General features: G+C 67.9%; 13 protein-coding genes and 1 other RNA gene. 6 read left to right on the plus strand and 8 right to left on the minus strand.

Annotated features, from left to right (window positions below; translation table 11 throughout):
* The first annotated feature begins 64 nt into the window (after window positions 1-64).
* The 4 genes from DIE16_RS24235 (at window position 65) to lipA (ending at window position 4,211) form a co-directional block, all read left to right on the plus strand.
* The gene (locus tag DIE16_RS24235) at window positions 65-1,048 is read left to right on the plus strand and encodes a thiamine pyrophosphate-dependent dehydrogenase E1 component subunit alpha (RefSeq protein ID WP_044847260.1); all 984 of its coding nucleotides are present in this window, start codon (window positions 65-67) and stop codon (window positions 1,046-1,048) included.
* 70 nt (window positions 1,049-1,118) lie between these two features.
* A complete protein-coding gene (locus DIE16_RS24240) occupies window positions 1,119-2,123 on the plus strand; it encodes an alpha-ketoacid dehydrogenase subunit beta (protein WP_044847261.1) in 1,005 nt (334 codons plus the stop codon).
* 4 nt (window positions 2,124-2,127) lie between these two features.
* A complete protein-coding gene (locus DIE16_RS24245; RefSeq protein WP_124570126.1) occupies window positions 2,128-3,243 on the plus strand; it encodes an acetoin dehydrogenase dihydrolipoyllysine-residue acetyltransferase subunit in 1,116 nt (371 codons plus the stop codon).
* A gap of 2 nt (window positions 3,244-3,245) precedes the next feature.
* Window positions 3,246-4,211 carry a lipoyl synthase gene (gene lipA / locus DIE16_RS24250; RefSeq protein ID WP_124486289.1) on the plus strand — a complete coding sequence of 322 codons (966 nt, stop codon included), beginning with the start codon at window positions 3,246-3,248 and terminating at the stop codon, window positions 4,209-4,211.
* Window positions 4,212-4,226: 15 nt separating this feature from the next.
* Here lipA and DIE16_RS24255 read toward each other — a convergent pair whose 3' ends face one another.
* The 8 genes from DIE16_RS24255 to trxA all read right to left on the minus strand — a co-directional run bounded on the left by DIE16_RS24255 (window position 4,227) and on the right by trxA (window position 12,837).
* Window positions 4,227-5,591: an MATE family efflux transporter gene (locus DIE16_RS24255; protein ID WP_124893557.1), complete on the minus strand. Its 1,365-nt coding sequence runs from the start codon at window positions 5,589-5,591 to the stop codon at window positions 4,227-4,229.
* A 2-nt stretch (window positions 5,592-5,593) separates the two neighbouring features.
* The gene (locus tag DIE16_RS24260; protein WP_124486291.1) at window positions 5,594-7,351 is read right to left on the minus strand and encodes a glycosyltransferase family 39 protein; all 1,758 of its coding nucleotides are present in this window, start codon (window positions 7,349-7,351) and stop codon (window positions 5,594-5,596) included.
* A gap of 223 nt (window positions 7,352-7,574) precedes the next feature.
* The gene (locus tag DIE16_RS24270) at window positions 7,575-7,835 is read right to left on the minus strand and encodes a type B 50S ribosomal protein L31 (RefSeq protein ID WP_044847266.1); all 261 of its coding nucleotides are present in this window, start codon (window positions 7,833-7,835) and stop codon (window positions 7,575-7,577) included.
* A gap of 161 nt (window positions 7,836-7,996) precedes the next feature.
* Entirely contained in the window at window positions 7,997-8,827 is an 831-nt protein-coding gene (locus tag DIE16_RS24275; RefSeq protein ID WP_124486293.1) for a zinc-dependent peptidase, read from the minus strand.
* Window positions 8,828-8,865: 38 nt separating this feature from the next.
* Window positions 8,866-10,422 carry an MFS transporter gene (locus DIE16_RS24280; protein WP_124893558.1) on the minus strand — a complete coding sequence of 519 codons (1,557 nt, stop codon included), beginning with the start codon at window positions 10,420-10,422 and terminating at the stop codon, window positions 8,866-8,868.
* The gene (locus tag DIE16_RS24285; RefSeq protein ID WP_124486295.1) at window positions 10,419-10,919 is read right to left on the minus strand and encodes a MerR family transcriptional regulator; all 501 of its coding nucleotides are present in this window, start codon (window positions 10,917-10,919) and stop codon (window positions 10,419-10,421) included. Before DIE16_RS24285 ends, DIE16_RS24280 begins: the two co-directional genes overlap by 4 nt.
* Window positions 10,920-11,052: 133 nt before the next feature.
* Window positions 11,053-12,315: a transcription termination factor Rho gene (rho, locus tag DIE16_RS24290; RefSeq protein ID WP_006478662.1), complete on the minus strand. Its 1,263-nt coding sequence runs from the start codon at window positions 12,313-12,315 to the stop codon at window positions 11,053-11,055.
* A gap of 195 nt (window positions 12,316-12,510) precedes the next feature.
* Window positions 12,511-12,837 (minus strand): thioredoxin TrxA, encoded by a 327-nt coding sequence (gene trxA, locus DIE16_RS24295; protein ID WP_006402348.1) that lies wholly within the window; start codon window positions 12,835-12,837, stop codon window positions 12,511-12,513.
* A gap of 415 nt (window positions 12,838-13,252) precedes the next feature.
* Between trxA and ffs the strand changes: the two genes are divergently transcribed.
* Both ffs and DIE16_RS24305 read left to right on the plus strand, forming a co-directional pair.
* Window positions 13,253-13,351, plus strand: an RNA gene (gene ffs, locus DIE16_RS24300) — signal recognition particle sRNA small type.
* Window positions 13,352-13,478: 127 nt separating this feature from the next.
* A complete protein-coding gene (locus tag DIE16_RS24305) occupies window positions 13,479-15,854 on the plus strand; it encodes a DNA polymerase III subunit gamma/tau (RefSeq protein ID WP_124893559.1) in 2,376 nt (791 codons plus the stop codon).
* Window positions 15,855-15,911: the final 57 nt, after the last annotated feature.

The following is a 15,911-nucleotide window of genomic DNA, read 5'->3' on the forward strand; positions in this document are numbered from 1 at the left end:
TGCAATCCGTCGCCGCAGCATTGCCGCGGCGGCATTCGCAGTCAGACCTATCCAGGAGACACACATGACCGTTTCGACACAGCTCAGCAGGGACACGCTGCTGGACGCCTACCGGCTGATGCGCACGATCCGCGAATTCGAGGAGCGCCTGCACGTCGAGTTCGCGACCGGCGAAATCCCCGGCTTCGTTCACCTGTACGCGGGCGAGGAGGCTTCCGCGGTCGGCACGATGCTGCATCTCGGACTTGCGGACTACGTCGCCACCACGCACCGCGGGCACGGCCACTGCATCGCGAAAGGCGTCGACGTGCACGGGATGATGGCCGAGATCTACGGCAAGAAAACGGGCGTCTGCCACGGCAAGGGCGGCTCGATGCACATCGCCGACCTGGCGATGGGGATGCTCGGCGCGAACGGGATCGTCGGCGCGGGCGGCCCGCTCGTGTGCGGCGCGGCGCTCGCGGCCAAGCACAAGAAGACCGGCGGCGTCGGCGTGTGCTTCTTCGGCGACGGCGCGTCGAACCAGGGCGTGATCTTCGAATCGATGAACCTTGCGTCGGTGTGGCGCCTGCCGGCGATCTTCGTGGCCGAGAACAACGGCTATGCGGAAGCGACGTCGTCGAGCTGGTCGGTCGCGACGGACAACATCGCCGACCGCGCGAACGGCTTCGGGATGCCGGGTGTGATCGTCGACGGCTTCGACTTCTTCGCGGTGCACGAGGCGCTCGGCGAGGCCGTCGCGCGCGCGCGCAACGGCGGCGGCCCGACGCTCGTCGAGGTGAAGTTCACGCGCTACTTCGGCCATTTCGAAGGCGATGCGCAGACCTACCGCGCGCCGGGCGAAGTGCAGAAGCTGCGCGACGAGAAGGACTGCCTGAAGCATTTCGAAGCGCGCGTCGTGCGTGCCGAGGTGCTGACGACCGACGATCTGCGCGCGGTCGATGCGCAGGTGAAGGCGCTGATCGACGATGCGGTCGCGCAGGCGAAGGCCGCGCCGCTGCCCGACGCGGCCGACCTGCTGACCGACGTGTACGTGTCGTACCCGTGAGCGCGATCTGACACAGCTGCCGGCGGCCGGCGCGGCCGGCACGGCGAACCGAATATCCCAGGAGACAGACATGGCAAGGAAGATCACTTATTCGCAGGCGATCAACGAGGCGCTCGCGCAGGAAATGGCGCGCGACGACAGCGTGATCGTGATGGGCGAGGACAACGCGGGCGGCGCGGGCGCGCCGGGCGAGGACGACGCATGGGGCGGCGTGCTCGGCGTGACGAAGGGGCTGTTTCACAAGTTTCCGGGCCGCGTGCTCGATACGCCGCTGTCGGAAGGCGGCTACATCGGCGCGGCGGTCGGCGCGGCCGCATGCGGGATGCGGCCCGTCGCGGAGCTGATGTTCATCGATTTCATGGGCGTGTGCTTCGACCAGATCTTCAACCAGGCCGCGAAATTCCGCTACATGTTCGGCGGCAAGGCCGTGACGCCGGTCGTGATCCGCGCGATGTACGGCGCGGGCCTGCGCGCGGCCGCGCAGCATTCGCAGATGCTCACGTCGCTGTTTACGCACATTCCGGGGCTGAAGGTCGTGTGCCCGTCGACGCCTTACGACGCGAAGGGGCTGCTGATCCAGTCGATCCGCGACAACGATCCCGTGATCTTCCTCGAACACAAGCTGCTCTACACGCGCGAAGGCGATGTACCTGAGGAATCCTATGCGATTCCGTTCGGCGAGGCGAACGTCGTGCGCGAAGGCGACGACGCGACGATCGTCACGTACGGCCGGATGGTGCATCTCGCGACCGACGCGGCCGCGAAGCTCGCGAAGGACGGCATTCACGTCGACGTGATCGACCTGCGTACGACGTCGCCGCTCGACGAGGAAACGATCCTCGAAAGCGCCGCGCGCACCGGGCGCGTGGTGGTGGTCGATGAAGCGAACCCGCGCTGCTCGATCGCGACCGACATCGCCGCGCTCGTCGCACAGCGCGCGTTCCGGACGCTCAAGGCGCCGATCGAGCTGGTCACCGCGCCGCATACGCCCGCGCCGTTCGCCGGCGTGCTGGAAGACCTTTACATCCCGTCCGCCGACGCGATCGCGCAGGCGGTACTCAAGACCAGGAGCTGACACGATGTCGATTCACATGATCACGATGCCCAAGTGGGGGCTGTCGATGGAGCAGGGGCAGGTCAACGGCTGGCTGAAGGCGATCGGCGAGCGCGTGACGAAGGGCGACGAAGTGCTCGACGTCGAGACCGACAAGATCTCGTCGGGCGTCGAGTGCGCGTTCGACGGCACGCTGCGTCGGCAGGTCGCGCAGGAGGGCGAGACGCTGCCCGTCGGCGCGCTGCTCGGCGTGGTGGCCGCGGCCGAGGCGAGCGATGCCGACATCGACGCGGCGATCGCCGAATTCCAGCGCGATTTCGTGCCGGCCGCGGCCGCCGACGATGCGGCCGGCCCGCAGCCCGAGAAGGCGCAGATCGGCGGACGCACGGTCCGGTTCCTGAAGCTCGGCGACGGCTCGGGCACGCCCGCCGTGCTGATCCACGGCTTCGGCGGCGACCTCAACAACTGGCTGTTCAACCACGCGGAGCTCGCCGCGCACCGGCCCGTCTGGGCGCTCGATCTGCCGGGGCATGGCGAGTCGGGCAAGGCAGTCGACACCGGCAGCCTCGACGAACTGGCCGATGCGGTGCTCGCGCTGCTCGATGCGCAGCACATCGAGCGCGCGCACCTGATCGGCCATTCGATGGGCGGTGCGGTGGCGATGACGTTGGCCGACAGCGCGCCGGAGCGCGTCGCATCGCTGACGCTGATCGCGAGCGCGGGGCTCGGCGCCGACATCAACCGCGATTACATCGACGGCTTCGTCGCCGGCAACAGCCGCAACACGCTGAAGCCGCACCTCGGCGCGCTGTTCGCGGACCACGCGCTCGTCACGCGGCAACTGGTCGAGGATCTCGTCAAGTACAAGCGGCTCGAAGGCGTGCAGGCCGCGCTGGAGAAGATCGCGAGCGCCGCGTTCGACGGTGCGGCCCAGCGGCGCGTGTTCCGCGACCGCGTCGGGTCGCTCGCGCCGCGCACGCTCGTGATCTGGGGCGAGCGCGACCAGGTCATTCCGGCGCAGCACGCGCAGGGCTTGCCGGACGGCGTGCGTGCCGAGGTGATCGCCGGCAGCGGCCACATGGTGCAGATGGAGGCGGCTGCCGACGTGAACCGCCTGATCGTCGCGTTCCTCGGAGACTGACGATGACCGCCGCGCTCGAACGACCCAGCCTCACCGCGCTCGGCCAGCCGGGCGCGCGCAGCCGCGACAAGCTCGCGCGCATTCCGGTGCGCGTCGAGCCCGCGGGCGGCGCGGCGCTGCCGAAGCCGCCGTGGCTGCGGGCGCGGCCGATGATGAGCGGGGCGGTCGCCGACATGGCGGCCGTGCTGCGCGAGCATCGGCTGCATTCCGTCTGCGAGGAGGCGATGTGCCCGAACATCGGCGAATGCTTCGCGCAGCGCACCGCGACCTTCATGATCATGGGCGGGCTGTGCACGCGGCGCTGCCCGTTCTGTGACGTCGCGCACGGCCGTCCCGAGCCGCTCGATGCCGACGAGCCCGCGCGGCTCGCGGCCGCGGTCGCGGCGCTCGGGCTGCGCTACGTCGTGATCACGTCGGTCGATCGCGACGACCTGCGCGACGGCGGCGCCGCGCATTTCGCCGCCTGCATCGCGGCGGTGCGCGCGAGCGTGCCGGGCATCGGCGTCGAGGTGCTGACGCCCGATTTCCGCGGCCGCGTCGCGCGTGCGCTCGATGCGTTGTCGTCGGCGTGGCCGGACGTGTTCAATCACAACATCGAGACGGTGCCGTCGCTGTATCGGGCGGCGCGGCCGGGCGCCGACTATCGCGGCTCGCTCGAACTGCTCGCGCACGCGAAGGCCGCGCGGCCGACGCTCGTGACGAAATCGGGCTTGATGCTCGGGCTCGGCGAGTGCGACGACGAGGTGCGGGACACGCTGCGCGACCTGCGCGCGCACGAGGTCGACGTGCTGACGCTCGGCCAGTATCTCGCGCCGTCCGCGCACCATCTGCCGGTGCGACGCTACGTGAGCCCCGAGGCGTTCGCCGCGTGGCGCGACGAGGGGCTGGCGCTCGGTTTCAGGGAAGTCGTTGCCGGACCGCTCGTGCGGTCCTCGTACCACGCGGCCGACGTGCTGGAGGACGCGTAGGCCGTACGCCGTGCGTCATGCGCCGTATGCGCCGACGGCCGGTTGCGCGCGGCTGACGTGGCGCAGGTAGAGCGCGAGGCCCGCGCCCGCCAGCATCAGGCTGATCGTGTTCGCGAACCAGAAGCCGCGTGCGCCGGTCAGCCAGGCGGGGGCGAGGCCGCCGACGTCGAAGCCGAGCACGTAGCCGCCGCCAAGTCCGACGCCCCACAGCGCGACCGCATAGATCACGGTCGGCACGATCGCGACCTTGTACGCGCGCAGCACGAAGGCGGACGTGATCTGCAGCGCGTCGAAGAAGTGGTAGCAGGTGACGATCGCGACCAGCGGCAGCGCGGCGGCGGCCACGGCCGGATTCGGCGTGTAGCCGCTGACGATCAGCGGACGCAGCGTGAACACGAGCACGCCGTACGCGGCCGCGATCCCGCACGCGAGCATCACGCTGTGCCGGCCGAGCAGCCGCGCCTCGTCCGGGCGGCCGGCACCGAGCGCTCGGGCCACCAGCGTCGACGCCGCGACCCCGATCGACAGCGGCGTCATGTACAGCACCGCGCCGATGTTGCCGGCGATCTGGTGGCCGGCGAGCGTCGTCGTGCCGAACTGCGCGATGAAGAGCGCCATGCACGTGTACGACGTGACCTCGATCAGGTACGACAGGCCCATCGGCACGCCGAGCTTCAGGATCGCCTTCTGGCGCGCCCAGACGGGCCAGCAAAAGCGCGAGAAGATCGAAAGCGGCGAGAACACGTCGAGCTTCGCGAGCAGCATGAAGCCGATCAGCGCGAGCGCCCAGTTGATCAGCGTACTGGCGAGCCCGCAACCGGGGCCGCCGAGGGCCGGCACGCCGAGCCCGCCGAAGATGAACCACACGTTGAGCGGAAACTTGAGCAGCAGCGCGCCGACCTGCAGGATCATCGCGAGGCGCGGCTTGCCGGCCGCGTTGGTCAGCGCGTTGTAGATCCGGAACACGAGGCTCGCCGGCAGGCCGTACGACAGGATTCGCAGGTAATCGACCGTGCGGTCGTGCAACGCGGGCGGCGCGTGGGCGATGTGCAGCAGCGGTTCGGGAAAATGCAGCAGCAGGAAGCCGGGCACCGCGAGCATCAGCGCGAGCCACAGCGCCTGGCGGACTTCCTCGCCGATCTCGGCGTAACGCCGCGCGCCGTACAGCTGCCCGGTGATCGGCTGCAGCGCGGACAGGATGCCCGTCAACCCGATGTAGACCGACACGTAGATCGACGAACCGAGCCCGAGCGCGGCGAGGTCGATGGCAGAGTAGCGGCCGACCATCGCCGTGTCGATCACGCCGGACGCGATGATCGCGAGCTGGCCGACGAGCACCGGCCACGCGAGGCCGACGATCCGGCGGATGTCGGCGAACATCGTCAATCGACCGCCCGGTGGCGTGGGCCACGGCGCTTGACGGGCGCCGCCGGCCGCTCGATGCGCTCGTACAGGCGGAAGCGCTCGTCGCGGTCGGCCACGCGGCGGCCTTCCCATACGAGACGCCACACGTATTGCGACATCGCGCTCGGCTCGCCGAAGTCGGCGCGGTCCTGGCGCAGGATCACGTCGCAGTCGCCCGAGAATTCGAAGTGCATGTCGCCGAAATACGCGAAGGTCGCGATCTGCGCATCGCCGAGCCGCACGGGCGAGATGCACTCATAGTCTTTCGGCAGGTGCGACGCGATCTGTTGCGCGACGTCGCTGTAGGTCCGGCCGTAGTTGACGATCGGCAGCCACAGCGTCATCAGCAGCACCCACATCAGCGTGGTGCCCGCACCCGACAGCACGACGCTGCGCCACAGCACCTTCGGCTGGCGCGAGACGCGCCAGCGCGCGAGCAGGCACCAGCACACGGTGACGATCACCGCGCAGACGAACGACAGGATCTTGAAGTGCGGTTCGTAGCCCGGCACGAGGCGCGCGAGGTTGCGCGCGAGCGGATGCGGGAAGCCGGTGAGCGACGCGAGCCACACGAGCCACACGAAGGTGCCGAGGATCGTGAAGCTCAGCACCGCGAACCAGTCGAACGCGTTGATCGCGCCGCGCTTGAGGGTCGGCAGCGCGAAGGTGGCGAGCACCGCGAGCGGCGGCAGCAACAGCATGTACATGCGGTTCGACTGCTGGCTCTGCAGGATCACGAGCGCGACGAGCGGCACCACGACCGACAGTGGAATCGCGATGTGCGCGCGGCGGCGCATGCCGGCCCAGCTCCACCAGGCCCAGATCGCGAGCGGCCACGCGGGCCACGTGAACAGCGGCAGGTTCTTCGCCGCATAGGCGAGCACCGCGGTCGGCGGGCCCGAGAAGCGCATCAGGCTGCCGTGGATCCACTGGTTGAAGAACCACGCGGCGTCGTCCGGCGCTGCCTGGAAGGCGGCGAGCGGCCACAGCGCGAAGATCGCGGCCGCGAGCGGCAGGCCGATCAGCGGCAGGCGCAGGTTGCGCATCTCCGGCGTGACGAGCCACAGCGCGGCCGTGCCGGCGAGCAGCGCGACGACCAGCACCGGGTTGCCGGACAGTGCGACCAGGCCGATCGCGGCGCCCCACCACAGCGCACCTTGCAGCGGCTTGTCGATGCCGCGCACGATGCCGTACACGAACATCGCGATCCACGCGAACTGCGCGAGTTGCGGCGTCGTTTCGTGGCCGCGCTCCGCGAGCCCGAAGCATGCGACGAGGACCAGCAGCGCGCCGTCGGCGAGCGTGCGGCCGTAGTCGCGCGGCTCCGGCTCGCCGCCGAATGCGTACTTGAACGGCTGGACCTCCGCACGCCGGCCGAGCAGATAGGCCGCGTACCAGACGAACGCGCACGCGACGCAGAACAGCACGCCCGTGTCGACGCGCGACGCGTTGCTCGCGTCGACCCACGGCGCCAGCGCGCGGATCGACAGCGCGCCGAGCCAGTAGGCGAGCGGCCCGTCGGTCGTGATGAACTTGCCGACGAGATTCGGCAGCAGCCAGTCGTGCCAGCCGCCGGTGGCCATCGTCCACATCACGCCGAAGCCCGCCGCGTCCTCGTTCTTCCACGGGTCGCGGCCGAACAGGCCGAACGCCGCGTAGACGAGGCAGAGCGTGAGCAGCAGCCAGCGCGGCAGCGCGCGCGTGGCGGAGGCGGTGAGGCGAACGACAGGCTTCATGCAGATGAGCGATTTGTTATGGGCGGGCGGCCGGTGCGGTCATGCGCCGACGGTGCGGATTCGAGCATCCGGCATTGTAGACGCGCCGGCCGTTGCGCGTCAGACGATTGCCCGGCCCCGGCCGCCGTGCGGCGTTTCCCGGCGAGCGGCGACAAAAAAGGGCAGCCTGGGCTGCCCTTTCGTGCGGTACCGGTGCATTGCAACCACCGGAACGGTGCGAAGCTTACTTCGCCTTGCCGTTGGCGCGAACGCCGAACTTGTTCTTGAACTTCTCGACACGGCCTGCCGTGTCCATGATCTTTTGTTGACCCGTGTAGAACGAGTGCGATTCCGACGACACTTCGATCTTGGCGAGCGGGTAGGTCTTGCCTTCGTGTTCGATGGTTTCACGCGTCTGGATCGTCGAGCGCGTGATGAACTTGAAGCCGTTCGACATGTCTTGGAAGACGACTTCGCGGTAGTCCGGGTGAATGCCAGGTTTCATGATGTTCCTTGGTGAGAGCGGTAGCCAACCCGCCGCTTGCCGTGCCGGACCGCACACATTTGCGCGATTTCAGCCGACGTCAAGCCCGGCGCGAGCCACTTGCCTAAGGTCGAAAAACGGCGATTATGCCAGAAAATCAGACGGTTGACGAATAATTTTCATCACGCGTCGAGGGCGCCCGTGTGGGCCGGATCCTGCCGGTAATAGCGGGCGAGCAGCCGGTAGAGCTCCGGAAATTCGGACTCGAACGCGCGCGGTCGCACGAACAGCGCCTCGCTGCACACCGCGAAGAACTCCGACGGGTGATCGGCCGCATAGGGATCGATCAGCGAGTCGCGCTCGAAGCGCGCCCACGCGCGATCCGGCACCGCATCGACGCGCGCGCAGAACTGGTCGTACGCGTGCTCGAACACGTCGGCCCACGCCTGCGCGTCGAGGTGCGGCGCGTGCCAGCGGCGAAAGAGGGGCGGATAGCCGTCGGCCTCGCCGTTGACCATGTCGATCTTGTGCGCGAACTCGTGGATCACGACGTTGTACGCGTCGCGGCCGTCCGTCATCTGCGCGTCTTCCCACGACAGGATCACCGGCCCGCCTTCCCACGCTTCGCCGCTCGCGTCCTGTTCGACTTCATGGACGACTCCGTCCTCGTCCTGCACGGTCTTGCGGATCACGAATTCGCCCGGATACACGACGACGCCGACCCAGCCGTCGTACAACGACAGATCGAGATTCAGCACGGGCAGGCACGCCTGCGCGGCGATCGCGACGATCATCTCGTCGGTCAGCTCGAGCCCGTGCGCGGTCGAAAACGATTTCTTCGCGATGAACAGGCTCGTCAGCTCGCGCAGGCGGCCCAGGTCGCCGGGCGTCAGCGCATCGAGGAACGGCAGGCGTGCGACGGTGTCCTGCCACAGTGCATCGGGAATCGGGTGGCTGCGCAGCGCGCGGTCGCGGCGGCGGTCGTCGAACCAGCGGGTCAGTTTCGAGAGCATGGAAGCAGCGCGGGGAAATCCAAAGCCTGTCTTTTAACTCAATCGATCTCTTTTTGCCATGCCGCGAACAGGCCGCCGACCAGCGCGACACCCGCGAGGAAATAGAAACCGTCGAGCGACGCGAGGAACGACGCCTGTTGCGCGACCATCCGCGCGATCGATGCGATCGCGAGGGCGTGCGCCTCGTTCAGCGCATGGCCGGCGGCCGCATAACCACGCGTGAGGGCGTCGACGGTCTGCTGGAACAGCGGATCGAACACGTTCGCGCGCTCGACGAGCCGCGTCTGGTGCAGGGCCAGCCGGTGTTGCTCGACGATGATCACCGACGACGTCGCGAACGAGATCGTCAATTGCCGCACGATGTTCTTCAGCCGATAGCCGTGCGTGTATTCGTCGATCGCGAAGATGCGGAACGTCAGGTTCGCGACGGGCAGCACGATGAACAGCAGCAACAGCCCGCGCAGCAGCAGCGGGACGATCAGCGCGGCCTCGCCGACCTGGGGCGTCATCCGCGTCATCCACAGCGCGGCCGTGACCGCGATCGCGAACCCCGGCACGACGAACCACTTCTTGTGCGTGACGCGCTTCGCATGGCGCAGGTAGGCGAACAGAGCGGCGGCCGAGATCAGCGACATCGTGCCGACCAGGCGCCCGGCGTTCTCGACCGGATAGCCGAGCCCGCCTTCGAGCAGGCGGGACGTCAGGTAGCTGAAGCCCGTCGACTCGTAGTAATAGAACATGTACAGCAGCAGCCCGACCTGGAACGTGCGCTCGCGAAACGCGTGCAGCCGCACGAGCGGCGTCGGATGGTTCCACTGGTGATGGGCGAACCACGCGAGCGCGCCGAGGCCGGCGATCGTCAGCAGGATCAGCATCGGCGAGCCGCTGTAGAGCTGGTAGTGCACCTGCTGCAGCACGATCTGCAGCGCGCCTTGCGCGAGCGCGAACACGACGTATGGCCAGAAATGCCCGGAGCCGCGTTCGTCGTCGGGCGTCCTGCCGGAATCGGGGAGCGTGAGCAGCGCGAGGATCGCGAACGCGATGCCCGCGGGCGCGGTGCAGGCGAACAGCGCGCGCCACGTCGAATGCGCGACGAGCAGCCCGCCGGCGATCGGCGCGAGCGCGCTGCCGAGCAGGATCATGATCAGGAACGCGCGCGTGGCGGGCGGCCGCTCCTGCGGCTTGAAGCTGACCTGGATCAGGATCCGGCAGGCACCCATCATCGGGCCGATGAAATAGCCCTGGAAGCCGCGCGCGAACGCGAGTTCGAGCGACGTGTCGGCGAGCGCGGCCGCGATCGCGCCGAACGAGAACATCAGCATGCAGCCGGCGACGTAGCGGCGATGCCCGAGCCGGTCGACCCACCATTGCTGCTGCAGGATGCCGAGCACGGCCGTGACCGCATACGCGCTCGACGACCACACGAGTTCGTCGGGCGATGCGTTGACGCCGCCCGCGATGTAGCTCGCGAAGAACGAGAAGGCCGCGTTGTCGAAATAGTCGATGCCGGTGACGAGCGCGAGCGCCCACGGGAACAGGTCCGCGCGCAGGTTCGCGCGGCTCCATAGCGGCGAGCGACCCGGCGCGACGTTCATTCCCGGTCCTTGCGCGTACGCCGCGCGCCGGCCTCGGCCTGCCGTTGCGCGATCAGCGCGTCGGGGTTTTCGCCGGCGAGGCGCCGTTCGACGTAGTCGATGTCGTGCTGCAGTTCCTTGCGCAGCGCGACCGCTTCCTTCAACTCGCGCTGGACGGCCGCGATCCGCTGGTCGAGCGTGTCGATCTGTTCGGCGAGCCCCGAGCGGATCTCGCGCAACGATGCGTCCGAATAGCGGCGCCGGCCGTCTCCCGTTTCTTCCAGCGGGCGCTTGAGCATCTCGGTGATGCCGTGCAGCGAAAAGCCGAGCGCGCGCAGCCGCAGGATGCGGGCGAAGCGTTCGAGATCGGCTTCGTCGTACAGGCGATAGCGGCCGCCGCTGCGCGACGGCGTGACGAGTCCGCGCTCTTCGTAGTACTTCAGCGTGCGCGGCGTGACGCCGAGCCGCGACGCGGCGTCGCTCACGGTCAGCAACGAGGGGGAGGCGTCGTTCGGCATCGGGATGGCAGGGGCTTCGGTCGGGACGATGGCGCGATTATAGATCAACCTGTACGTTCACGTACAGGTTGGCGCGAAAAAACGGCCGCCGGGCGAAACGCGCGGACGGCCGTTCGGTGCGGGGCGAGGGCGATCAGCCGCCGCGGCGCATCAGGTCGAAGAACTCGGAATTGCTCTTCGTCTGGCGGATCTTGTCGAGCAGGAACTCCATCGCCTCGACTTCGTCCATGTCGTGGATGAACTTGCGCAGCACCCAGATCTTTTGCAGGATCTCGGGCTTGATCAGCATTTCTTCGCGGCGCGTGCCCGACTTGTTCAGGTTGATCGACGGATAGACGCGCTTTTCCGCGAGACGGCGCTCGAGGTGCACTTCCATGTTGCCGGTGCCCTTGAATTCTTCGTAGATCACGTCGTCCATGCGGCTGCCGGTCTCGATCAGTGCGGTGCCGATGATCGTCAGCGAGCCGCCTTCCTCGATGTTGCGCGCGGCACCGAAGAAGCGCTTCGGACGCTGCAGCGCGTTCGCGTCGACACCGCCCGTCAGCACCTTGCCCGACGCCGGGATCACGGTGTTGTAGGCGCGGGCGAGACGCGTGATCGAGTCGAGCAGGATCACGACGTCGTGCTTCATTTCGACGAGGCGCTTGGCCTTCTCGATCACCATTTCGGCGACCTGCACGTGACGCGTGGCCGGTTCGTCGAAGGTCGATGCGATCACTTCGCCGGCGACCGAGCGCTGCATTTCGGTCACTTCTTCGGGGCGCTCGTCGATCAGCAGCACGAACAGGATGACGTCCGGATGGTTCTGCTTGATCGCGTGTGCGATGTGCTGGAGCATCACGGTCTTGCCCGACTTCGGCGACGCGACGAGCAGGCCGCGCTGGCCCTTGCCGATCGGCGCGATCATGTCGATGATGCGGCCCGTGACGTTTTCTTCGCCGCGCATTTCGCGTTCGAGCGACAGCGGCTTGTTCGGGTGCAGCGGCGTGAGGTTCTCGAACATGATCTTGTGTTTCGAGGCCTCGGGCGGCTGCCCGTTGACTTTGTCGACCTTCACCAGCGCGAAGTAGCGCTCGCCGTCCTTCGGCGTGCGGACTTCACCTTCGATGGTGTCGCCGGTGTGCAGGTTGAAGCGGCGGATCTGCGACGGGCTGATGTAGATGTCGTCGGTGCTCGCGAGGTACGACATTTCCGGCGAGCGCAGGAAGCCGAAGCCGTCCGGCAGCACTTCGAGCGTACCGTCGCCGAAGATCGTCTCTCCCGTCTTGGCGCGCTTTTTGAGAATGGCGAACATCAGCTCCTGCTTGCGCAGGCGGTTCGCGTTTTCGATCTCCAGGCCATTGGCCATTTCGATCAGTTCGGACACGTGCAGAGACTTGAGCTCGGATAAATGCATACGGAGAACCCGCCAGGGAGGAGAAGCGACGAAAAGAAATAAGGGAGGAGGGGCGAGCGGAGGCGCTCTGAGACTTAATGCGTCTTGTAGACGTTTTTTGATTCTAGCATACGCCGATTCGCGCCTGAGCGGCCGATCGGCGGCTTGACGGGGGACGTGTTGTCGGTTGACAACACGTCCGCGGAACGGCCGGTATTACAGGTGGCTGTCCAGGAATGCGGTGAGTTGCGACTTCGACAGCGCACCGACCTTCTGTGCGGCCGCCGCGCCGTTCTTGAACAGGATCAGCGTCGGGATGCCGCGCACGCCGAACTTCGCAGGCGTTGCCTGGTTGTCGTCGACGTTGATCTTCGCGATCTGCAGCTTGTCGCCGTAGTCCTTCGCGACTTCGTCGAGGATCGGGGCGATCATCTTGCACGGGCCGCACCATTCGGCCCAGAAGTCGACGAGCACGGGCTTGTCGGATTTGACGACGTCCTGTTCGAACGATGCGTCGCTGATGTGTTTGATCTGTTCGCTCATTGGGTCAATACCTCTTACGGTTCGGGGACTGCCTGCTTGGCGCGTTGCGGCGCTCCGGCGGCCTGTCGGCTGCCGGCCGCTGCGGCAGGTCACTCCGCTCCCCGGAAGGAGGGGCGTAAGCGCTGCTTGGCGCGGCTCGCGGGTCGTTCGGGCGTCATATTAGCCTAAATTGCTATCTGCTGCGGGCGGCGATAGTAGCCGCTACGCGAGTAGGGGTACGACGCGCCGTTCGACCGTTGTGATCCGAACGTGGAGGCCGCCTCGCAAAATACAAGAGTCACGGTCTCCATCGCGGAATCTGTCCACCTGTTCGCGCCGGATCGACAAGCCCGTACGCGCGCCGCTTTGCTCGATCGTGCGCATTGTTGCGAACAAACGGTCGCATTTGGCCGGAAGCGGTGATAGAATATGCCGTGACGGGCCTCCTCGCATGGTGGGGCGGTGAACCTGGTCAGGTCGGGAACGAAGCAGCCACAATCGTTTTCTGCCAGTGCCGAGGGTCGGGCTCGTCACCTTTCCTCTCGCCCCGTTCGCCGGGCGTTTTTTATTTCTGCGTCATTCTCCGCTTTACCTGCGTCTTGCCCGTTTTCCGCACCGTTTCGCGTGTCGGCGCGACGCAGCGTTACTGATACAATTTCCCGATGACCTATCAAGTTCTCGCACGCAAGTGGCGTCCGAAGGATTTCGCTTCGCTCGTCGGCCAGGAGCACGTCGTCAGGGCGCTCACGCACGCGCTCGACGGCGGGCGTCTCCATCACGCCTATCTGTTTACCGGAACCCGCGGCGTCGGCAAGACGACGCTGTCGCGGATCTTCGCGAAGGCGCTCAACTGTGAAACCGGCGTCACGTCGCAGCCGTGCGGCGTGTGCCGCGCGTGCCGCGAGATCGACGAAGGCCGCTTCGTCGACTACGTCGAAATGGATGCCGCGAGCAACCGCGGCGTCGACGAAATGGCCGCGCTGCTCGAGCGCGCGGTGTACGCGCCCGTCGATGCGCGCTTCAAGGTCTACATGATCGACGAAGTGCACATGCTGACGAACCACGCGTTCAACGCGATGCTGAAGACGCTCGAGGAGCCGCCGCCGCACGTCAAGTTCATCCTCGCGACCACCGATCCGCAAAAGATTCCCGTCACCGTGCTGTCGCGCTGCCTGCAGTTCAACCTGAAGCAGATGCCGGCCGGGCACATCGTGTCGCACCTCGAACGGATCCTCGGCGAAGAGCAGATCTCGTTCGAGCAGCAGGCGCTGCGTCTGCTCGCGCGCGCCGCGCAGGGCAGCATGCGCGATGCGCTGTCGCTGACCGACCAGGCGATCGCGTACTCGGCGAACGAAGTGACCGAATCGGCGGTGTCGGGCATGCTCGGCGCGCTCGACCAGACTTACATGGTGCGCCTGCTCGATGCGCTCGCGGCCGGCGCCGGCCCCGAGATCCTCGCGATCGCCGACGAGATGTCGCTGCGCAGCCTGTCCTTTTCCACCGCGCTGCAGGATCTCGCCAGCCTGCTGCACCGGATCGCCTGGGCGCAGTTCGCGCCGGGGTCGGTGCTCGACGAATGGCCGGAAGCGGCCGATCTGCGCCGCTTCGCGGAGACGCTGAGCCCCGAGCAGGTTCAGCTGTTCTACCAGATCGCGACGGTCGGGCGCGCGGAGCTCGGCCTTGCGCCGGACGAATACGCCGGCTTCACCATGACGTTGCTGCGGATGCTCGCGTTCGAGCCGGCCGTCGGCGCCGGCAGTGCGCCGGGAGGTCCGCCTGCCGTGCCGCGTGCCGTGCCTGCACCAGCATCCGCGCCGCGTGCGGCCGCTGCCGTTGCGTCGGCTGCGGCACCCAAGTCGTCGGCGCCGCAGCCGGCAGCCGTGGCGGCCGCACGTCCGCAAGCGGCTGCGCCCGCTGCGCGTCCGGCAGCGGTCCAGTCCGACGATGCGGCGATTGCGCCGGCAGTGAAGGCTGTTTCGACACCGGCATCTGAATCTGCATCCGCGGCAACATCGGCTGCGACCGCAGCGCCGGCCGCACCGCAGCCGCAAGCGATCCCGGCACCTCAGGCGGTACCGCCGAGCGATGCACCGCCGGCTGTCCGCAACGAACCTGAACCGCCGGTTGCCGCCGCCAAGCGCAACGACGAACCTGCGCTGCCTGCCGAACCGGCGCCGCGTGCTGCGCCGGCCGAACCCGCCGCGCGCCCGTCTGCCCGCGGCGGTGCAGCTGCCGCACTCGACGTGCTGCGCAACGCCGGCATGCGCGTGTCGTCCGACCGCGCGCGTGCGGGCGCCGCGCCCAAGCCGGCGGCGGCCCAGCCGGCCGTCGAAAAGCCGGCGGCATCGCGTCCTGCCGTGCAGGTACCGACGCCGCGCGCGGCGGCCCGCGCGCCGCAGGTTGCCGACACGCGCCACGCCCCGCCGCCGTGGGAAGACATTCCGCCGGACGAATATGTGCCGCTCAGCGCCGACGAGATGTTCGGCGGTGCGGCGGACGACGGCTTCGTGCCCGTGTTCGACAGCGGCCCCGACGACGTGCGCATTGCGCCGAAGGCAGTGGAGTCCCGTCCGTCCGCGCCGGTCGACACGCGCCCGCTGCCGCCCGCGATCGCGCTCGACCCGGTCGGCTTCGACGGCGAATGGCCGGCGCTGGCCGCGCGGTTGCCGCTGAAGGGCGTCGCGTATCAGCTTGCATTCAACAGCGAGCTGACGGCCGTCGACGCGACGACGTTGAAACTGTCCGTGCCGGTGCCGCAGTATGCGGACGCCGCCCAGGTCGCGAAACTGAAGGCGGCCCTGGCCGATGCGCTCGGCAAGGCCGTCGAGGTCGCGGTCGAGGTCGGGCCCGCGCGGCGCACCGCGGCGGCACTCGATGCGGCTGCACGTGCGGCACGCCAGCGCGAGGCAGAGCAGGACATCCATGGCGATCCGTTCGTCCAGCAGCTGGTGCGTGACTTCGGCGCGCGTATCGTCGAAGGCTCGGTGCGGCCGCTCGCCGATCCGGCGCCGGACGGCACGCCGCCGACGCTGCATTGAACGAATCGCACTGCGACAGGCACAATCACGCCCGCACACATTGACCGGCACGCGCCG

Source organism: Burkholderia sp. Bp9090, from assembly GCF_003857985.1.
Lineage (GTDB): Bacteria > Pseudomonadota > Gammaproteobacteria > Burkholderiales > Burkholderiaceae > Burkholderia.